This is a genomic window from Xanthomonas campestris pv. badrii (assembly GCF_012848175.1).
GTDB classification, from domain to species: Bacteria; Pseudomonadota; Gammaproteobacteria; order Xanthomonadales; family Xanthomonadaceae; genus Xanthomonas; species Xanthomonas campestris_C.
The window spans coordinates 1262517-1283168 of the sequence record NZ_CP051651.1 but is presented as its reverse complement, the minus strand read 5'-3'; the positions used below and the strand labels follow the sequence as shown (position 1 = coordinate 1283168).

Here is a 20652-nt window from a genome sequence, read left to right as displayed (position 1 = left end):
CCCGGAATCCTGTGCGTTTTGATGCGAGTCCCTCGCAACAGCCCGCGCATCCATGTGCGGACTTTTCAACAACAAGCCGCGCACGGCGATTCCGCTCTCAGGAGTTTTTTCAATGCCTCAGGTCACCATGCGTCAGATGCTGGAAGCCGGCGTCCATTTCGGCCACCAGACCCGCTACTGGAACCCCAAGATGGCGCCGTACATCTTCGGCGCGCGCGGCAAGATCCACATCATCAACCTCGAGAAGACCGTTCCGCTCTTCAACGATGCGATGAACTTCCTCTCCTCGATCGCGCAGAAGCGCGGCACCGTGCTGTTCCTGGGCACCAAGCGCAGCGCGCGCGAGTCGATCAAGGAAGAAGCCGAGCGTTGCGGCATGCCGTTCATGACCCAGCGCTGGCTGGGCGGCACGCTGACCAACTTCCGTACCGTCAAGCAGTCGGTCGCCCGCCTGAAGGAACTGGAAGCCGCTGAAACCGACGGCACCTTCGACAAGCTGGTCAAGCACGAAGTGCTGGGCCTGCGTCGCGAGCGCGAGAAGCTGGACGCCTCGCTCGGCGGCATCAAGGAAATGAACCGCCTGCCCGACGCGATCTTCGTGATCGACATCGGCCATGAAGACATCGCCATCAAGGAAGCCAAGAAGCTCGGCATCCCGGTGATCGCGGTGGTCGATACCAACTACGATCCGGCCCTGGTCGACTACGCCATCCCGGGCAACGACGACGCCATCCGCGCCGTGCAGCTGTATGCACGCGCCGCTGCCGACGCCGTGCTGGAAGGCAAGGCGGCTGCGCCGAACTCCGCTTCGGTGCGCGAAGAAGAGTTCTCGGCCGAGTCCGCCGATGAAGGCAAGGGCCGTCGCGCTCCGGCCAAGAAGGGCGACAAGAAGGCTGACGCCGCCGCTGCCGAGTAATCGGCATGCAATGCGGCCGCACCATGCTGTGCGGCCGCAGCCCCGGCGGGTCCATCGCGACCTGCCGTCCGGGCCACCAACGACACCGTGGGGGCGGTCAGCACGCTGCACCGTCTCCTACTGGCGGAACACCTCCGCCGCACGCATTCGTCCAATGAGGTAATCCCGTGGAAATCACTGCTTCCCTGGTCAAGGAACTGCGCGAGCGCACCGGCGCCGGCATGATGGAGTGCAAGAAGGCACTCGTCGAAAACGCTGGCGACATCGACGCCGCTGCCGAGTGGCTGCGCAAGTCGGGCCTGGCCAAGGCCGACAAGAAGGCCGACCGTGTCGCCGCCGAAGGCCGCATCGCCACCGCACAGGCTGGCGGCAAGGCCGTGCTGGTCGAAGTCAACTCCGAAACCGACTTCGTCGCCAAGGACGAGAACTTCCTGGCCTTCACCGAAGTCGTGGCCAATGCGGCCCTGAACGCGGATGCAGCCGATGCCGAAGCGCTCAAGAGCGTCAAGCTCGACAGCGGCGAGACCATCGAAGAGCGTCGCGCCGCGGTCATCGCCAAGGTCGGCGAGAACCTGCAGGTGCGTCGCCTGGTCCGTATCGACAGCGCCAACAACGTCGCAGCCTATGTGCACGGCGGCCGCATCGGCGTGCTGGTCGAACTGAAGGGTGGCGACATCGAGCTGGCACGCGGCATCGCCATGCACATCGCCGCCATGAATCCGCCGCACGTGAAGGCTTCCGACGTGCCGGCCGACTTCATCGCCAAGGAAAAGGAAATCGAGCTGGCCAAGATGTCCGAAAAGGACAAGGCCAAGCCGGCCGACATCCTGGAAAAGATCATCAGCGGCAAGATCAGCAAGATCGTCAACGAAGTCACCCTGTACGGCCAGCCGTACGTGCTGAACACCGACCAGACCGTCGAGCAGGCCGTCAAGGCCGCCGGCGCCGACGTGGTCGGTTTCCAGCGCATGGCCGTCGGCGAAGGCATCGAGAAGGTGGTGGAAGACTACGCCGCCGAAGTGATGAAGCAGGCCGGCCTGGCCTGATTGTCGCCACGCTGAAAAAAGCCGCGGCATGCCGCGGCTTTTTTTTGCCTGCGGCTTGCCCGTGCGCGGCGACGATGCCGTGCCGGGATCCGTGCAACCACGGCGCAGGTAACCGGCCGCAACGCTACAGATGCGCCCGCCGGTGCCGCTACTTCCCAGATGCCGACCAGGCTTTCCAGCGCCCGCCGCGCATGCAGTGCAGCGCGGCGATTGCCGAGCACGGCGCGCCCTACCCACCGAACGCAGCTGTATGCTTGCGATCACTGTCGGCGATGACTCATGCAACCAGATCTCCAGGCCGCCCTGCACTACTGCCACAACCTGCCCTCGCCGCCCGGCGTGGCGCTGCGCATCATCGCGCTGGCGCAGGACCCGGAGGTGGACATGACCACCACGGCAAAGCTCATCGGCATGGACATGGCCCTGAGCGCACGCATGCTGCGGGTGGCCAATTCGCCGCTGTACGCCAGCCGTCGCCGCATCGACAACCTGGGCCAGGCCCTGACCATGCTGGGACTCAACGCCACCTTGAGCCTGGCGCTGGGTTTTTCGATGGTGCATGGCGTGCGCAGCACCTTCACCGCCCACCCCCTGCACGAGCGCATCTGGCGACGCGCCGGGCTGTGCGCGCTGGCCAGCCGCATCCTGGGCCAGGCCTATGGCATCCGCAAACCCGAAGAATTGATGCTGGCCGGCCTGCTGCAGGACATCGGCAAGCTGGCGCTGCTGCAAGGCGCACCCGAGCTGTACGGGCCGCTGCTGGAACAGGCGCCGGACAACGCCGCGCTACTGGACGCCGAACGCGAGCACCTGGGCGCCACCCATGCCGACGTCGGCGCGTGGCTGGCGCATCAGTGGCAGCTGCCGCCCTACCTGCAGAACGCCATCGCCCAGAGCGAGGAAGAGCCCGCCAGCCTGGAGCCCTTCATGGCGTGCGTTGCGCTATCCGGCCGGCTTGCCGATATCTGGCTGTCGGCAAGCGCCGTTGCAGCCACCGAGCATGCGCAGCGACAGGCGCAGGACGTGCTGGAACTGGATGCCGAACGCTTCGAAAAAGTGATCGAACGCATCGCCGAATCGCTGCCCGAGCTGGAGGCGCTGTTCGACATCCGCGTGCCGCAACCCGAGCACATCCAGATGATCTTCGAGCAGGCGCGCGAGCTGGCCATGCTGCGCAGCCTGCGCGAATTGCAGGATGTGGCCGAGGCGCGACGGCATGCCGACGAATCGGAAAACCGCATGCGCCATCTGGCCGAACAGGCCAGCCGCGACGCACTCACCGGCGTGTTCAACCGGCACCAGCTCGGCACCGCGCTCACGCACGAATTCGAGCTGGCCTCGCGGCAAGGCTGGCCGCTGTCGATCGCCTTCATCGACCTGGACGACTTCAAGCGCATCAACGACGCGCACGGCCACCTGGTCGGCGACGAGGTGCTGCGCAACTTCGCGCAGACCTTGCAGCGCATGGTGCGCACCAGCGACCTGGTGGCGCGCTATGGCGGCGAAGAATTCCTGGTGATCCTGCCCAACACGCCGGCCGATGCGGCGCTAATGGTGATCGAGCGCATCCTGGCCGAAACCGCACGCACGCCGATGGCGCAATTACAGGGCGGCCCCTTGCACATCACCTTCTCGGCGGGCCTGGCCACGCATGGCGGCGTCGAACGCAAGTTCGACAGCATCGACCACCTGCTGCAGGCCGCCGACAGCACGCTGTACCGGTCCAAGCATCGCGGCCGCAACCGCGTGAGTGCCTACGACGCGACCGATGTACCGATGCCGCCGAACCCGCGTGCGCACTGAGCAACGCATCACCTCGCTGCCGACAAAGGAATTTTTACCACGCCCGGTGGCAGGCTTCCGCTAGAATTGCCGGCGTTTGCCGTCCCCCACCCCCGAGGTCTCCCCCATGTCCGAACTTTCCTATCGCCGCATTCTTCTCAAACTTTCCGGGGAGGCGCTGATGGGAGACGGGGATTACGGCATCGACCCCAAGGTGATCAACCGCCTTGCGCATGAAGTGATCGAAGCCCAGCAGGCCGGCGCGCAGGTGGCCCTGGTCATCGGCGGCGGTAACATCTTCCGCGGCGCCGGCCTGGCTGCCAGCGGCATGGACCGCGTCACCGGCGATCACATGGGCATGCTCGCCACCGTGATCAATGCGCTTGCCATGCAGGATGCGCTGGAAAAGCTCGGCGCCAAGGTGCGCGTGATGAGCGCGATCAAGATCAACGATGTCTGCGAGGACTTCATCCGTCGCCGCGCCATGCGTCATCTGGAAAAGGGCCGCATCGCGATCTTCGCCGCCGGCACCGGCAATCCGTTCTTCACCACCGATTCGGGCGCCGCGCTGCGTGCGATCGAGATCGGTGCCGACCTGCTGCTGAAGGCAACCAAGGTCGATGGCGTGTACGACAAGGACCCCAAGAAGCACAGCGACGCGGTGCGCTACGACAGCCTGACCTACGACGAGGTCATCCTGCAGGGCCTGGAAGTGATGGACACCGCCGCGTTCGCGCTGGCCCGCGACAGCGACCTGCCGCTGCGCATCTTCGGCATGAGCGAGCCCGGCGTGCTGCTGCGCATCCTGCGCGGCGAGCAGATCGGCACCCTGGTGCAGGGCCGCAGCTGAGGTTCGGGAGTCGGGAATCGGGATTGGGGAATCGCAAGAGCGCAAGGCAGCACGCTGCAGCGATCTCCACCCGGACGCCAGGCCTGAAAACGGGGCTGCAGGTGAACCGGCTGCGCGGGTCTTGACGACCCGCGAGTCGTGAAACCTCAGTCCCGGCTATAATCCCCGGATTCAGCTCCACACGGATTCCGGCGATGCTCACCCAGATCAAACAAGACGCGCTCACGCGCATGACCAAGAGCATCGATGCTCTGCGCCATTCCCTCACCACCATCCGCACCGGCCGTGCCTCGCCGGCGCTGCTGGACGGTATCAAGGTCAAGGCCTACGGCGCCGACACCCCCCTGAATCAGGTTGCCAGCATCAGCGTGTCCGAAGGCCGCTCGCTGGTCATCAGCCTGTTCGACAAGAACATGATCAAGGACGTGGAAAAAGCCATCTACGCCTCCGACCTGGGCCTGACCCCGACCGTGGTGGGCACCGTGATCCGGCTCAACCTGCCGCCGCTGACCGAGGAGCGCCGCAAGGAGCTCAGCAAGGCTGTGCATGGCGAAGGCGAAGACACCAAGGTGGCCATCCGCAACATCCGTCGCGATGCCAACCAGCAGGTCAAGGATCTGCTCAAGGACAAGGCCGTCACCGAAGACGAGGCCCGCAGCGCCGAAGACGACATCCAGAAGCTCACCGACAAGGCCATCAAGGACGTGGATGAGGTCGTCAAGGGCAAGGAACAGGAATTGATGACGGTCTGATCGTGGCATCGCCTGCCATGCATCCAGTCCCTCACGCCGACGCGGTGCCGCGCCATATCGCCATCATCATGGATGGCAACGGGCGTTGGGCGCAGCGTCGGCGCCGTCCGCGCATGATCGGCCATCGCGCCGGCGCGCGGGCGGTCAACCGCACCATCGATTTCTGCCTGGAAAAAGGCGTCAGCGCGCTCACCCTGTTCGCGTTCTCCAGTGAAAACTGGGGCCGTCCGCAGGAAGAAGTGGATGCGCTGATGAAGCTGTTCCTGCATGCCCTGGACCGCGAGGTCGACGAGCTGCAGCGGCGTGGCGTGCAGGTGCGTTTCGTCGGCGAGCGCAGCCGCTTCGCCGCGCCGTTGCGCGATCGCATGGCCGCGGCCGAACGCGCCACCGCGGCCAATGCGCGGCTGGTGCTGAGCATCGCCGCCAGTTACGGCGGCCGCCAGGACATCGCGCAGGCCGCACGTGCGCTGGCCGAAGAGGTCGCTGCCGGTCGCCTGCAGCCCGAGCAGATCGACGAAGCCCTGCTCTCCAGCCGGGTGGCACTGGCCGACCTGCCGGCGCCGGACCTGTTCATCCGCACCGGTGGTGATACCCGCATCAGCAATTTCCTGCTGTGGCAGCTGGCCTACACCGAGCTGTGGTTCACCGAAACCCTGTGGCCGGAGTTCGACGCCGGCGTGCTGCAGCAGGCCCTGGATGATTACGCCGGACGCGAGCGTCGCTTCGGCCTGACCAGCGCCCAGATCGCCGACAAGGCGACGGAGAGCCCCTCCGCATGACCAAGACCCGCGTGATTGCCGCGCTGATCATGGCGCCGCTCGCCATCTGCGCGATCGTGCTGCTGCCCACCCAGTGGCTGGCGGCGCTGGCGGCGATCCTGTTCCTGACCGGCCTGTGGGAGTGGCTCAAGCTCTCCGGCATCGACGACAGCCTGCCGCGCACCGTGCTGCTGATGCTCAACCTGCTGCTGATGGTGCTGATGGTGTGGGCCTCGGCCGGCTCCATGGTGCTGTTCCAGATCGCGGCGCTGGTCGGGGTGGCGTGGTGGGGGCTGGCGCTGCTGTGGCTGCGCTTTTTCACCTTCGGCGCCGATCACGGCAATGGCCAGGCGCGCGCGCTCAAGCTCGCGGCGGGCAGCCTGGCGGTGCTGCCGGCCTGGGCCGCGCTGGTGCTGCTGCACGCCAACCCGGACAAGGGCAACCTGTGGTTGCTGACCGCGCTGACCATGGTGTGGGCGGCCGACTCGGGCGCGTACTTTGCCGGGCGCGCGTTCGGCAAGCACAAGCTGGCGCCCCGCATCAGCCCCAACAAGACCATCGAAGGCCTGGTCGGCGGCATGCTGGCCGGTATCGCAGTGGCCTGCGCCTTCGGCTGGCTGGCCGGGCTGACCCTGGCACACGTCCCCCAGCTGGTCCTGGTGGCGGCAGTGGCGGTGCTGGCCTCGGTGCTCGGCGACCTGTTCGAAAGCCTGCTCAAGCGGCATGCCGGTGCCAAGGACTCGGGGGCGGTGATCCCCGGCCACGGCGGCGTGCTGGATCGCATCGATGGCGTGCTCGCCGCCCTGCCGGTGTTCGCACTCGGCAAGGAAATTTTCGGATTCTAAGCATGGCCGGCTCTTCTCCCCGCCAGGTCGCGGTGTTCGGCGCGACCGGCTCGATCGGCACATCGGCCCTGGACGTGATCGCCCGCCACCCGGAGCGGCTGCGTGTCAGCGTGCTGTCGGCCGGCCGCCAGGTGGATGCCCTGCTGGCGCTGTGCGCTACCCACCGGCCCGCGCATGCGGTGATCGCCGATGAAGCGCTGTATCCGGCGCTGCGCGACGGCCTGCGTGCCGCCGGCCTGAAAACCCAGGCGCACGCCGGTACCGCGGCGCTGGACGCACTGGCCGGTAGCGATGCCTGCGACACGGTGGTGGCCGCGATCGTGGGTGCCGCGGGCCTGCCCTCCACCCTGGCCGCCGCGCGCGCCGGCAAGCGTCTGTTGCTGGCCAACAAGGAATCGCTGGTATTGGCCGGCGAACTGCTGACCCGCACCGCCGCGGCGGCAGGTGCAGACATCATTCCGATCGACAGCGAGCACAGCGCCATCTTCCAGTGCCTGCGCTCCTGCGACGCCAGCCGCGGCGTGCGTCGGGTGATCCTGACCGCCTCCGGCGGCCCGTTCCGCGGCTGGGACCGCGCGGCGCTGTCGGCGGTGACGCCCGCACAGGCGGTGGCGCATCCGAAGTGGTCGATGGGCCCGAAGATCTCGGTGGATTCGGCGACCCTGATGAACAAGGGCCTGGAAGTCATCGAGGCGCATCACCTGTTCGGCCTGCCCGGCGAGCGGATCGATGTGCTGGTGCACCCGCAAAGCCTGGTGCATTCGCTGGTCGAATTCGTCGACGGCTCCACCCTGGCCCAGTTGGGTCTGCCGGACATGCGCACCACCCTGGCGGTCGGCCTGGCCTGGCCGGAGCGGGTCGAGTCCGGCGTGGCGGGGCTGGACCTGCTGCAACAGGGCCGGCTGGAGTTCGAGGCCCCCGACACCGCCGCATTCCCCTGCCTGGGCCTGGCCTGGGAGGCGCTGCGCGCTGGCGGCACCGCCCCGGCCATCCTGAACGCGGCCAACGAAGTGGCTGTTTCAGCGTTTCTTCAGGGCCAAATAGGTTTCCTAGCCGTCCCTGCGTTGGTCGAACACACGTTGACAACGCTCCCGCGGCACAATGCCGACACCCTCGACACCCTGCTGTTTGCCGACGCGCAAGCCCGGCAAACCACCGAACGCGCCCTCGCCCATTACGCCCTTCATGCCTGATCGATTGACGCAACCGAGTTGCATCCATGGGTGATTTCATCGGTTCGGTCTGGTGGATGATCGTCAGTCTGGGGGTGTTGGTGACCTTCCACGAATTCGGGCACTTTTGGGTCGCACGCCGCTGCGGCGTCAAGGTGTTGCGCTTCTCGGTGGGCTTCGGCAAGCCGCTGTGGATGCGGCGCGACCGGCACGGTACCGAGTTCGTGGTGGCGGCCATTCCGCTGGGCGGCTACGTCAAGATGCTCGACGAGCGCGAAGGCGACGTGCACCCGGCCGAGCAGGATCAGGCTTTCAACCGCAAGACGGTGTGGCAGCGCATCGCCATCGTGGCCGCCGGCCCGATCGCCAATCTGCTGCTGTGCATGGCGATGCTGTGGGCGATGTTCGTGGTCGGCAAGCAGGATTATTCGGCCACGGTCGGCCGCGCCGACGGCCTGGCGGCCGAAGCCGGCCTGACCCCCGGCGAGCGCATCGTGCGCATCGACGGCCGCAGCGTGAGCAGCTGGAGCGATGCCAGCATGCAACTCACCACCGCGGCGATGGACCGGCGCGACATCCAGGTACTCACCGCCACCGAGGGCGCCGGCAACAGCGAGCACACCCTGCGCCTGTCGCAGTTGCCGGTCGGTTTCGACGAACGCCGCGTGGCCTCGCTGGCCGGGATCGGCTGGCAGTTCATGCTGCAGCCGCCCGTGATCGCCGAGGTGGTGCCCGGCTCGGTCGCCGACGGCCTGCTCAAGCCGGGCGACCGCATCGTGGCCATCGACGGCCAGCCGATCCGCTCGGCCGAAGACATCATTCCGCAGGTGCAGGCGCTGGGCGAGCACGGCGGCCCGGGCATGATCGAGGTGGCGCGCAAGGGCGAACAGGGCGAAGACCGCCTGGCGCTGGAGATTACCCCGCGCAAGTCGCCGCAGGGCCAGTGGATGATCGGTATCCGCCCGGCCGCGGCGCCCGCTCCGGAGTACGACAGCCGCCAGCAGTACGGCCTGTTCGCCGCAGTGCCTGCCGCGATCCGTGAAACCGGCCGGATGACCGCCGATTCGCTGGGCATGATGAAGCGCATGCTGACCGGCCAGGCCTCGGTGAAGAACATCTCCGGGCCGGTCACCATCGCGCGCGCCGCCAACGCCTCGGCCGAACGCGGGCTCGACTGGTTCCTGTATTTCCTCGGCCTGCTGTCGCTGAGCCTGGCGATCATCAACCTGATGCCCATCCCGATCTTGGACGGTGGGCACCTGCTGTATTACCTTATCGAGTTGATCAAGGGCAGCCCGATCAGCGAACGGGCCATGATTGCCGGGCAATATGTCGGCCTGGCGGTCCTGGCTGGGCTGATGGGGCTGGCGTTCTACAACGACATCCTTGGTCTGGTTCCACGATGAAGCTGCTCCACTCTTTCCGCCTGTTGTCGTCGTCATACGCCGGCACCCAGCAACACCTGAAATCGACTCCAACCGGATGTGACATGACGCGTCTTCCCACTCGCCGCCTGCTTGCCCTCGCTCTTGCCGCCGGCCTCAGCCTGCCAGCCGTTGCCCTGGCCGCCGAGCCGTTCGTTGCCAGCGACATCCGCGTCGACGGCCTGCAGCGCATTGCATCCGGCACCGTGTTCACCTATCTGCCGGTGAACCGCGGCGACACCGTGGACGATGCCAAGGTGGCCGATTCGATCCGCGCGCTGTACCGCACCGGCTTCTTCGAGGATGTGCAACTGGACCGCCAGGGCAACATCCTGGTGATCACGGTCAAGGAACGCCCGGCGATCAACAAGCTCACCGTGACCGGCAACAAGGACATCAAGTCCGAGGAGCTGCTCAAGGGTCTGGGCGACATCGGCCTGAGCGAAGGCGGCACCTTCGATCGCCTGAGCCTGGACCGGGTGACCCAGGAGCTGACCCGCCAGTACAACAACCGCGGCAAGTACAACGTCGAGATCACCCCCACCGTCAGCCCGCTGGACCGCAACCGCGTGGACGTGGCGATTGCGATCAAGGAGGGCAAGGCAGCCAAGATCCGCCACGTCAACCTGATCGGCACCGAGAAGTTCGCCAACGAGGACATCCTGGAGAACTGGGAATCCAAGGAGCACAACTGGGCCTCGTGGTATCGCCGCGACGATCAATACTCCAAGGAAAAGATGTCCGGCGACCTGGAGAAGCTCAATTCCTGGTACCTGGACCGCGGCTACGTGGACTTCAGCATCGATTCCACTCAGGTGTCGATCAGCCCGGACAAGCGCGACATGTTCATCAGCGCCGGCGTCACCGAGGGCGAGCAGTACAAGATTTCCGAGATCAAGGTCACCGGCGATACCGTGCTGCCGCAGGCCGACATCGAGCGCCTGGTCATCCCCAAGGCCGGCGACATCTTCTCGCGCGCGCTGCTCGAATACACCTCCGATGCGATCACCAACACGCTGAGCAACGTCGGCTACGCCTTCGCCAAGGTCAACCCGATCCCGACCCCGAACCGCGAGGACCGCACCGTTGCGGTGAACATGCAGGTGGTACCCGGCCCGCGCGTGACCGTGCGCCGCATCCTCTACAAGGGCAATAGCCGCACTTCCGACGAGGTCTTGCGCCGGGAGATGCGCCAGTTCGAAAACACCTGGTATTCGCAGGCCGCGATCGACCGGTCCAAGATCCGTCTGCAGCGCCTGGGCTACTTCGAATCGGTGAACGTGGAAACCCCGGCGGTGCCCGGCAGCAACGACCAGGTGGACGTGATCTATGACGTCAAGGAAACCACCTCGGGCAGCTTCGTGTTCGGCCTGGGTTTCTCGCAGGCCTTCGGTGTGACCACCTCGGTGCAGTTGTCGCAGAACAACTTCCTGGGCGGTGGTAATCGTGTGGCAGTGGAAGCCTCGCGCAGCACCTTCCAGCAGCGCTATGCGTTCTCCTACACCAACCCGTTCTTTACTGACGATGGTGTGTCGCTGGGCTACAACCTGTCGTGGCGTTCGCTGGACTACTCGGACTTCAATACCGCCCAGTTCAACAGCAAGAACGGCTCGGCGCAGGTGGTGTTCGGCGTACCGATCACCGAGAACGACACGGTCTCGGCGATGGTCGGCATCGACAGCAACCAGATCACCACCTTCCCGGGCACCACGCCGCAGGCCATCGTCGATTACATCGATGCAATCGGCACGCGCACCTTCCACGCCTGGCGCACGGAGTTGGGCTGGGCGCGCGACACGCGCAACGACTTCTTCATGCCCACCCGCGGCATGTACCAGCGCGTCGGCCTGGAAACCACCCTGCCCGGCTCGACGGTCGAGTACTACAAGCTCAATTACCAGATCTCCAACTACTGGCCGATCATTCCGGCGCTGGTGCTGAACACGCGCTTCGAGCTGGGCTACGGCGACAGCTACGGCAACGACAGCACCCGCGTCGTGGCAGGCCCCAATGGCACCACCCGCACCATCACCGCTACCGGCCTGCCGTTCTACGAGAACTTCTACGCCGGCGGTACCAACTCGGTGCGCGGCTTCGAAGACAACACCCTCGGCCCGCGTTCAGAGCCGATCAACGGCTTCAATCGCGGCCAACCGCTGGGCGGCTCGTTCAAGACGGTGGGTTCGGTGGAAATGTACTTCCCGAAACTGTTCGACAGCCCGTCGGCGCGTATTTCGGCGTTCTTCGACTTCGGTAACGTCTACAGCGGCGTGGACAACTTCAAGGCCAACGAGCTGCGCGCCTCCACCGGTGTGGCGCTATTGTGGCGCGCCCCGGTCGGCCCCATCTCGATCAGCTATGCGTTCCCGCTGAAGAAGGAGGACAACGACGAGATCGAGCGTCTGCAGTTCACCTTCGGTGGCCAGTTCTAACGATTGGCACGCAAAACAATGGCGGCCCGGATGCTCGGGCCGCCATTGTTTGTTTGAACACCCTGGTGTGAAACAGGCTTAGACGTAGTTCCAGACGTTGCCCAGCAGCTTGCGCTAGCGCCCCGTTCGGACGCGTGCACGCATTGCACCTGTTGGCCCCAGAAGCGCTGCGCATCGGCGCGCTGCTGCGCAAAATCGTCAGCCGATGCGCTACCGACAGCGCCCAGCAGCATCACACCGGCGAACATGAGAGAGGAGGGATTTCATATGCGTCTTGCTGGGTTGGCCGCGCGGTTGCGGCCAGGCAACCGCTACGCCTGACTGTTTAGCGCATTCTCGGCCATGTTTTTTTTTAAGTAAAAACAGCCACTTACTGTTTACGCGAGGTTCACTTGATGTCTCTGACCGCCAGTGCGATTGCCGAACAATTTGGTCTGACCGTCGTTGGCGACGGCGCGACCGACGTCACCGGGGTGGCGACACTGGCGCACGCCGGCGCAGGCCAGCTGAGCTTCCTGTCCAATCCGCGTTACCGGCCGCAATTGGCTGACACGCAGGCGGCCGTGGTCGTGGTGCGCGCCGAAGATGCCGAGGCCGCGCGCGGCACCGTGCTGGTCGCCAAGGACCCGTATACGGCGTTCGCCAAGATTGCGGCGCTGTTCGACGTGGCGCCGGTACGCGCGCCCGGCGTCCATCCGTCGGCTGTGATCGACCCCACCGCGCAGGTGGCGCCGGGCGCCCATGTCGGCCCGTTCGTCAGCATCGGCGCACGTAGCCGCGTGGGCGATGGCTGCATCATCGGCACCGGCAGCATCATCGGCGAAGATTGCGTGGTGGACGATGGCAGCGAGCTGATCGCACGCGTCACCCTGGTCACCCGGGTGCGGCTGGGCAAGCGGGTACGCATCCATCCCGGCGCGGTGATCGGTGCGGACGGCTTCGGCCTGGCGATGGACGCCGGCCACTGGATCAAGGTGCCGCAGCTGGGCGGCGTGGTCATCGGCGACGATTGCGAGATCGGCGCCAACACCTGTATCGATCGCGGCGCACTGGAAGACACCGTGCTGGAAGAAGACGTGCGCGTGGATAACCTGGTGCAGATCGCGCACAACTGCCGCATCGGCGCCCATAGCGCCATCGCCGGCTGCACCGGCATTGCCGGCAGCGCCAAGATCGGCCGCTATTGCCTGCTCGGCGGCCACGTCGGCGTGGTTGGTCACCTGGAGATCTGCGACAAGGTGGTGATCACCGGCAAGTCGGTGGTGCGCAATTCCATCCATGAGCCGGGCGAGTATTCGTCCGGCACCCCTCTCACCGATAACCGCACGTGGCGCAAGAATGCCGCGCGCTTCAAACAGCTCGATGCGCTGGCAAGGCGCATCCTGGCTGTGGGCAAGGAGAACGCATGAGTCACCCCGTTTACGAGCTGCCGATCGACGTCAACCAGATCCAGACGCTGATCCCGCACCGCTACCCATTCCTGCTGATCGACCGGGTCATCGAGCTGGACCTGGAAACCAAGCGCGTCGTCGGCCAGAAGAACGTCAGCATCAACGAGCCATTCTTCCAGGGACACTTCCCGACCCGGCCGGTGATGCCCGGCGTGCTGATCATCGAAGCATTGGCGCAGGCCGGCGGCGTGATGACCCAGCTTGGCCTGGGGCGCGATGCGTTGTCCAAGCTGTTCTACATGGTCAAGGTCGACAACGCCCGCTTCAACAAGCAGGTGGTGCCGGGCGACGTGCTGATCCTGGACGTGCAGATGAAGCGCCTGATCCGCAACATGGGATGCTATTACGGCGAGGCCAAGGTCAACGGCGAAGTCGTGGCCAGCGCAGAAATCATGTGCGCCGGCGCCAAGGAATAATCCGTTTTTGGAGGTGAGAGACGATGCGTGATCAGGCACCCTTGATTCATCCCACCGCTGTCATCGATCCCGCGGCGCGACTGGCAGAGGATGTGCGCGTTGGCGCGTTCTGCCTGATCGGCGCCGACGTGGAGATCGGCGCCGGCACCGAAGTGGGGCCGCATTGCTCGATCCACGGCCCCACCCGGATCGGCCGCAACAACCGCTTCATCGGCCACGCCGCGATCGGCGGCGAACCGCAGGACAAGAAGTACGCCGGCGAGCGCACCGAACTGGTGATCGGCGACGGCAACGTGATCCGCGAGTTCGTCACCATCAATCGCGGCACCGGCGGCGGCGGCGGCATCACCGTGATCGGCAACGACAACTGGATGCTGGCCTACACGCACGTGGCGCACGACTGCCATGTTGGCAACCACTGCGTGTTTTCCAACAACACCACCCTGGCCGGCCACGTCACCGTGGGCGACTATGTGATCATCAGCGGCTTTGCCGGCGCGCACCAGTTCTGCCGCATCGGCGCGCACGCCTTCCTGGGCATGGGCGCGCTGACCAACGGCGACGTGCCGCCGTTCACCATGGTCGGCAGCGAATCGCTGGGCCGCCCGCGCGGCATCAACAGCGAAGGCCTCAAGCGCCGCGGCTTCGATGCCGAGCGCATCACGGCAATCAAGCGCGCCTACCGCACGCTCTACGTCGCCGGCCTGCCGCTGGCCGATGCCAAACTGCAGCTGGCCGAACAGGCCAAGCGCAGCGACGACGTGCGCGGCATGCTCGAATTCATCGAAGCGGCAGAACGGCCGTTGTTGCGATGACGGGAATCGGGAATCGAGAGTCGGGAATCGAGACAGGCGTGCATGAGCGCGCGCCTGCAGACGGCGACCCGACGGCTCTACCGATTCCCCATTCCCCACTCCCCATTCCCGGCGCGCGCGGGCGCGCGCCCCGCATCGCGCTGATCGCTGGCGAGGCCTCCGGCGACATCCTGGGCGCGGGGTTGATCGCGCAGTTGAGGCTGCGTTATCCGAATGCCGAATTCGTGGGCATCGGCGGCGATGCGATGCGCGGTGCGGGATGCCAGACCTGGTTCGATGCCAGCGAGCTGGCCGTGATGGGCCTGACCGAAGTGCTGCGCCATCTGCCGCGTCTGCTCAAGCTGCGCAGCGCGTTCCGCGAGCGCGTGCTGGCGTGGACGCCGGATGTGTTCATCGGCATCGATGCGCCGGATTTCAATCTGCCGGTGGAGCGCTGGCTCAAGCAGCGCGGCATCAGGACCGTGCACTACGTCAGCCCCTCGGTGTGGGCGTGGCGCGAAAAGCGTGCGGAAAAGATCGGCGCCAGCGCCGACCTGGTGCTGTGCCTGTTTCCGATGGAACCGCCGATCTATGCCAAACACGGCGTGGACGCGCGCTTCGTCGGCCACCCGATGGCCGACGATATCGCCTACCAGGCCGACCGCGAGGCCGCACGCGCCAAGCTGGGGTTGTCTGCCTCCAGTACCGTGCTGGCGGTGCTGCCGGGCAGCCGGCATGGCGAGATCAGCCGGCTCGGCGACACCTTTTTCCAGGCTGCCTGGCTGGTGTCCGAACACCTGTCCAACCTGCATGTGTTGGTACCGGCCGCCAACCCGGGCTGCAAGCAATTGCTGGCCGAACAGCTATCGCGTTCTTCGCTGCCGGTGATGCGCTCGCACCTGCTCGACGGCCAGGCGCGCACGGCGATGCTGGCCGCCGACGTGGTGCTGCTGGCCTCCGGCACCGCCACGCTGGAAGCCATGCTGGTCAAGCGCCCGATGGTGGTCGGCTACAAGGTGACGCCACTGACCTACCGCATCGTCAAGACGCTGGGGCTGCTCAAGGTCAACCGCTACGCCCTGCCCAACATCCTGGCCAACGACGACCTCGCCCCCGAGCTGATGCAGGACGACTGCACTCCCGAGCGACTGTGCGTGGCACTGCTGGACTGGTTCAAACACCCCGACAAGGTCGCCGCCCTGCAACCGCGCTACCTGGCCCTGCATGCGCAGTTGCGCCGCGATGCGTCGGCGCGCGCGGCCGATGCGGTAGCTGGGCTGCTGACGCAGCGGGAATTGGGAATCGGGAATGGGGAATCGGCAGGAGCCGGCTCATGAGGCACTCCACCTCCAACGGCGCGGTTGTCGTTCCGGCGACGCAGGACGGCCTTTTCCACGATTCCCGATTCCCGATTCCCGATTCCCGTCTCATCGCCGGCGTCGACGAAGCTGGCCGCGGCCCCTTGGCCGGGCCGGTGGCCGTCGCGGCGGTGGTGTTCGACCCGGGCAAGCCGCGCATCAACGGGCTGGACGATTCCAAGCAGCTCAGCGCCGAGCGCCGCGAGCAGTTGTATGCGCGCATCGTCGACCGGGCGCTGGCCTGGTCGGTGGTGTTGATCGACAGCGAAGAGATCGACCGCATCAATATCTACCAGGCCACCATGCTCGGCATGCGGCGGGCGGTGGAAGGCGTGGCGCATGTGGCCGGGTTCGCGCGCATCGACGGCAACCGCGTGCCCAAGGGGCTGCCCTGCCCGGCCGAGGCGCTGATTGGCGGCGATGCGCTGGACCGCGCCATCATGGCCGCCTCGATCGTGGCCAAGGTCACCCGCGACCGCCTGATGCATCAGCTGCATGCGCAGCACCCGGAATACCGCTTCGACCAGCACAAGGGCTACAGCACCCCGACCCACCTGGCGGCCCTGCAGGCACACGGGCCGTGCCCGCAGCATCGCCGCAGCTTTGCGCCGGTGCGCCTGGCGCTGGAAGGCCGGGAGAGCCGGGACCCGGGGCCGGGGACCGGGGACCCGGAACAGCTGCAGGTGGTGCAGCTGGCTGCGCCGCTTTTAGAGGTCTGAGGTCTGAGGTCTGAGGTCTGAGGTCGGGACTGGGGACCCGGGACCGGGGACCCGGCAAAGCAACGGCAACGGCAACGGCGGGCGGCGGACCGGCACGTATTGGCGCTTTTTGCTCTTGCTCTCCCGGGTCCCCGGTCCCGGGTCCCAGGTCCCGGCTTGTCAAGCCTTGTTCGCCCCCGCCCCCGCCGCTACCCTGCCCGGGCATCGTTCTGGTTCCGCATGTCCACTTCCCGCTTCGTCCATCTGCACGTCCACACCGAGTTCTCGCTGGCGGATTCCACCATCCGTGTGCCCGAGAAACCGGATCAGGCTGACCCGAAAAAGGCCAAGCAGGCCAATCTGCTGAGCCGGGCGGTCGAACTCGACATGCCTGCGCTGGCAGTCACCGATCTCAACAACCTGTTCGCGCTGGTCAAGTTCTACAAGGCCGCCGAAGGGGTTGGCATCAAGCCCATCGCCGGCGCCGATGTGATGATCGCCACCCCGGGCATGACGCCCTGGCGCATGACCCTGCTGTGCCGCGACCGCGAAGGCTACCTGAGCCTGTCGCGGCTGCTGACCCGCGCCTGGATGGAAGGCCACCGCCCCGAAGGCGGCGTGGCGATCCATCCCGAGTGGCTGCAAGCCGGCCACGCCAACCTGTTTGCGCTGGCCGGCCGCGACAGCCTGGCCGGGCGCCTGTTCAGCGAAGGCCGGGCCGACCTGGCCGAGGCGCAGCTGGCCGATTGGCAGCGCGTGTTCGGCGATGGCCTGCACCTGGAGCTGACCCGCACCGGGCGCGAGGGCGAGGAGCGCTTCAACCAGTTCGCGCTGCACGCCGCTGGCGTGCGCGGGCTGCCGGTGGTGGCCAGCAACGATGTGCGCTTCCTGTACGCCAGCGACTTCAACGCGCACGAAGCGCGCGTGTGCATTTCCTCCGGCCGCGTGCTGGATGATCCCAAGCGCCCACGCGAGTACAGCGACCAGCAGTACATGAAGTCCAGCGAGGAGATGGCGGCGCTGTTCGCCGACATCCCCGACGCGATCGACAACACCCATGCGCTGGCGCAGCGCTGCAACATCGAGATGCGCCTGGGCACCTACTTCCTGCCCGCCTACCCGGTGCCCGAAGACGAGACCCTGGACAGCTGGATCCGCAGCCAGTCGCGACAGGGTCTGGCCGCACGCCTGGAAAAGAACCCGATCGCGCCGGGCAAGACGCGCCAGGACTACGTGGACCGGCTCGAGTTCGAGCTGGACACCATCATCAAGATGGGCTTTCCCGGCTACTTCCTGATCGTGGCCGACTTCATCCAGTGGGGCAAGAACCAGGGCATTCCGATCGGCCCGGGGCGCGGTTCCGGTGCCGGCTCGCTGGTGGCCTGGGCGCTGCAGATCACCGACCTGGACCCGCTGCCGTACAACCTGCTGTTCGAGCGCTTCCTGAATCCCGAGCGCGTGTCGATGCCCGACTTCGACATCGACTTCTGCATGGACCGCCGCGACGAAGTCATCGACTACGTGGCGCGCAAGTACGGCCGCGAACGCGTCAGCCAGATCATCACCTACGGCACCATGGCCGCCAAGGCGGTGGTGCGCGATGCCGGGCGCGTGCTGGGCTTTTCGTATGGGCTGGTCGACAGCGTGGCCAAGCTGATCCCCAACATCCTGGGCATCACGCTCAAGGATGCGATGGGCGAAGGCAAGGACTCGGAGATGGCCTCGCCGGACCTGATCCAGCGCTACCAGGTCGAAGACGACGTGCGCGACCTGATGGATCTGGCGCGCCAGCTCGAAGACCTCACCCGCAATGCCGGCAAGCATGCCGGCGGCGTGGTGATCGCGCCCGATCCGCTGTCCGAGTTCTGCCCGCTGTTCGCCGAACACGACGAAGACGGCCGCGGCAAGAATCCGGTGACCCAGTTCGACAAGGACGACGTCGAAGCCGTGGGCCTGGTGAAGTTCGACTTCCTGGGCCTGCGCACGCTGACCATCATCGATTGGGCGGTCAAGGCGATCAACGTGCGCCATGCGCGCGCGGGCATCGACCCGGTGGACATCACCGCCATCCCGCTCGACGACGTGCCCACCTACAAGGGCGTGTTCGCCTCGGGCAATACCGGTGCGGTGTTCCAGTTCGAATCCTCGGGCATGCGCCGCCTGCTCAAGGACGCGCGCCCGGACCGCTTCGAAGACCTGATCGCGCTGGTGTCGCTGTACCGCCCCGGCCCGATGGACCTGATCCCGGACTTCAACGCGCGCAAGCACGGCCAGCAGGAGATCGTCTACCCCGATCCGCGCACCGAAGTCATCCTGAAAGACACCTACGGCATCATGGTGTACCAGGAGCAGGTGATGCAGATGGCGCAGATCGTCGGCGACTATTCGCTGGGCGGCGCCGACCTGCTGCGTCGCGCGATGGGCAAGAAGGTGCCGGCCGAAATGGCCAAGCACCGCGAAATCTTCCGCGAAGGTGCGGCCAGGGGCGGCGTGAGCGCGGCCAAGGCCGACGAAATCTTCGACCTGATGGAGAAGTTCGCCGGCTACGGCTTCAACAAGTCGCACGCGGCCGCCTACGCGCTGGTCAGCTACCAGACCGCCTGGCTGAAACGGCATTACCCGGCCGAATTCATGGCCGCCACGCTGTCCTCGGACATGGACAACACCGACAAGGTGGTGGGCTTCCTGGACGAGGTGCGCAACCTCGGCCTCACCGTCAAACCGCCACGCGTCAACGAGTCGGCCTACATGTTCGAGGCGGCCAGCCCGGACACCATTCAATACGGGCTGGGCGCGATCAAGGGCGTCGGCCAGGGCGCCTGCGAGGCCATCGTCGAAGAACGCCAGCGAGGCGGCCCCTACACCACGCTGCTGGACTTCTGCACGCGCGTAGGCACTGCAAAGCTCAACCGGCGCACGCTGGAAGCGATGATCAATGCCGGCGCGATGGATGGGCTGGGCAAGAATCGCGCCTCGCTGATGCTGCAGCTGCCCGAAGTGATGAAGGCCACCGAGCAGATGGCGCGCGAACGTGCATCCGGGCAGAACTCGCTGTTCGGCGGGCCCGACCCGAGCGCGCCGGCGATGCGCCTGGACCTGCCCGAGAGCAAGGAATGGCCGTTGGGCCAGCTGCTCACCGGCGAGCGCGAAACGCTGGGCTTCTACCTCAGCGGCCACCCGTTCGATCCGCATCGCGAGGAAGTGCGCGAGCTGGTCGGTTGCGACCTGGGCGCGCTGGAGAAGATCCTCGCCTCGCAACAACGTGGCGGCGGCGGTGGCGGCGACGGCGAAAAACGCGCCTGGCGCCCGGAGGTGAGCGCCATTCTTGCCGGCCAGGTGGTCGGCGTGCGGCGCAAGGGCGACAGCCAGGTGTTCGTGCAGCTGGAAGACGGCCGCGGCCGGGTGGAGTGCAGCGCGTTCTCCGACGCGATGGCCGAGTTCGGCCACCTGCTCACCCGCGACCGCATCCTGATCGTCAAGGGCGGCCTGCGCGAAGACGAATTCAACGGCGGCTACAGCCTGCGCATCCGCCAGTGCTGGGACTACGAGCAGATCTGCGCCGACCACGCCCAGCGCCTGTCGCTGCGCCTGGACCTGCGCGAGAAACAGGCTTTCAAGCGCATCGACACGCTGCTGGCCAAGCACCGCCCCGGCAAGACCCCCCTGCGCCTGGACCTGCTGCTGCGCGCCCCCAGCGGCGGGGTGGCCGGCATGCTCGACCTCAACGGCACCCATTCGGTGCGCATCGACCAGCAGCTGATGGACAGCCTGCGCGCCGACCCTGCGGTGCGGACGGTGAAGATCAAGTACAGCCCACCGTGGGCGTGAGAATGGGGAATCGGGAATCGGGAATCGCAGAAGCGTGGCGGCCGGATACCTTGCTCTGATTCCCGATTCTCCATTCCCGATTCCGCTCCCAACGCCCCCGTACGGGCCGAAGGCAGCGCTTCAGCTACAC

16 protein-coding genes and 1 pseudogene are annotated in these 20652 nt (G+C 66.3%); 16 read left to right on the top strand and 1 reads right to left on the bottom strand.

Features of this window, described 5'->3' with window-relative positions; all coding sequences use genetic code 11:
- Positions 1 to 112 precede the first annotated feature (112 nt).
- The 10 genes from rpsB (at position 113) to bamA (ending at position 11977) form a co-directional block, all read left to right on the top strand.
- Entirely contained in the window at positions 113 to 916 is an 804-nt protein-coding gene (gene rpsB / locus HG421_RS05540) for a 30S ribosomal protein S2 (RefSeq protein WP_169705562.1), read from the top strand.
- Positions 917 to 1083: 167 nt separating this feature from the next.
- Positions 1084 to 1962 (top strand): translation elongation factor Ts, encoded by an 879-nt coding sequence (gene tsf, locus HG421_RS05535; protein WP_169705561.1) that lies wholly within the window; start codon positions 1084 to 1086, stop codon positions 1960 to 1962.
- A 279-nt stretch (positions 1963 to 2241) separates the two neighbouring features.
- The gene (locus HG421_RS05530; protein WP_169705560.1) at positions 2242 to 3765 is read left to right on the top strand and encodes a sensor domain-containing diguanylate cyclase; all 1524 of its coding nucleotides are present in this window, start codon (positions 2242 to 2244) and stop codon (positions 3763 to 3765) included.
- A gap of 106 nt (positions 3766 to 3871) precedes the next feature.
- Positions 3872 to 4594 (top strand): UMP kinase, encoded by a 723-nt coding sequence (gene pyrH, locus HG421_RS05525; protein WP_064509070.1) that lies wholly within the window; start codon positions 3872 to 3874, stop codon positions 4592 to 4594.
- 194 nt (positions 4595 to 4788) lie between these two features.
- The gene (gene frr / locus HG421_RS05520; RefSeq protein ID WP_169705559.1) at positions 4789 to 5346 is read left to right on the top strand and encodes a ribosome recycling factor; all 558 of its coding nucleotides are present in this window, start codon (positions 4789 to 4791) and stop codon (positions 5344 to 5346) included.
- 17 nt (positions 5347 to 5363) lie between these two features.
- Positions 5364 to 6125: a polyprenyl diphosphate synthase gene (gene uppS, locus HG421_RS05515; RefSeq protein ID WP_169705558.1), complete on the top strand. Its 762-nt coding sequence runs from the start codon at positions 5364 to 5366 to the stop codon at positions 6123 to 6125.
- The gene (locus HG421_RS05510) at positions 6122 to 6949 is read left to right on the top strand and encodes a phosphatidate cytidylyltransferase (RefSeq protein ID WP_064509072.1); all 828 of its coding nucleotides are present in this window, start codon (positions 6122 to 6124) and stop codon (positions 6947 to 6949) included. Before uppS ends, HG421_RS05510 begins: the two co-directional genes overlap by 4 nt.
- A 2-nt stretch (positions 6950 to 6951) precedes the next feature.
- Positions 6952 to 8142, top strand: coding sequence for a 1-deoxy-D-xylulose-5-phosphate reductoisomerase (locus tag HG421_RS05505; protein WP_169705557.1), 1191 nt, complete (start codon positions 6952 to 6954; stop codon positions 8140 to 8142).
- 26 nt (positions 8143 to 8168) lie between these two features.
- Positions 8169 to 9527: an RIP metalloprotease RseP gene (gene rseP, locus HG421_RS05500; protein WP_169705556.1), complete on the top strand. Its 1359-nt coding sequence runs from the start codon at positions 8169 to 8171 to the stop codon at positions 9525 to 9527.
- Positions 9528 to 9610: 83 nt separating this feature from the next.
- Complete coding sequence (gene bamA, locus HG421_RS05495) at positions 9611 to 11977, top strand: outer membrane protein assembly factor BamA (RefSeq protein ID WP_169705555.1); 2367 nt, start codon at positions 9611 to 9613, stop codon at positions 11975 to 11977.
- Positions 11978 to 12055: 78 nt separating this feature from the next.
- Here the strand turns inward: bamA and HG421_RS21515 are convergent.
- Positions 12056 to 12244: pseudogene (locus HG421_RS21515) on the bottom strand (hypothetical protein).
- Positions 12245 to 12372: 128 nt separating this feature from the next.
- Between HG421_RS21515 and lpxD the strand changes: the two are divergent.
- The 6 genes from lpxD to dnaE all read left to right on the top strand — a co-directional run bounded on the left by lpxD (position 12373) and on the right by dnaE (position 20522).
- Complete coding sequence (lpxD, locus tag HG421_RS05490) at positions 12373 to 13386, top strand: UDP-3-O-(3-hydroxymyristoyl)glucosamine N-acyltransferase (RefSeq protein WP_169705554.1); 1014 nt, start codon at positions 12373 to 12375, stop codon at positions 13384 to 13386.
- Positions 13383 to 13844: a 3-hydroxyacyl-ACP dehydratase FabZ gene (gene fabZ / locus HG421_RS05485; protein ID WP_169705553.1), complete on the top strand. Its 462-nt coding sequence runs from the start codon at positions 13383 to 13385 to the stop codon at positions 13842 to 13844. The genes lpxD and fabZ overlap by 4 nt, the downstream gene beginning before the upstream one ends.
- Positions 13845 to 13867: 23 nt before the next feature.
- The gene (gene lpxA / locus HG421_RS05480) at positions 13868 to 14659 is read left to right on the top strand and encodes an acyl-ACP--UDP-N-acetylglucosamine O-acyltransferase (protein ID WP_169705552.1); all 792 of its coding nucleotides are present in this window, start codon (positions 13868 to 13870) and stop codon (positions 14657 to 14659) included.
- Positions 14656 to 15975, top strand: coding sequence for a lipid-A-disaccharide synthase (gene lpxB, locus HG421_RS05475; protein ID WP_248279469.1), 1320 nt, complete (start codon positions 14656 to 14658; stop codon positions 15973 to 15975). Before lpxA ends, lpxB begins: the two co-directional genes overlap by 4 nt.
- A complete protein-coding gene (locus HG421_RS05470) occupies positions 15972 to 16715 on the top strand; it encodes a ribonuclease HII (protein ID WP_169705550.1) in 744 nt (247 codons plus the stop codon). Before lpxB ends, HG421_RS05470 begins: the two co-directional genes overlap by 4 nt.
- 219 nt (positions 16716 to 16934) lie before the next feature.
- The gene (gene dnaE / locus HG421_RS05465) at positions 16935 to 20522 is read left to right on the top strand and encodes a DNA polymerase III subunit alpha (protein ID WP_169705549.1); all 3588 of its coding nucleotides are present in this window, start codon (positions 16935 to 16937) and stop codon (positions 20520 to 20522) included.
- Positions 20523 to 20652 lie beyond the last annotated feature (130 nt).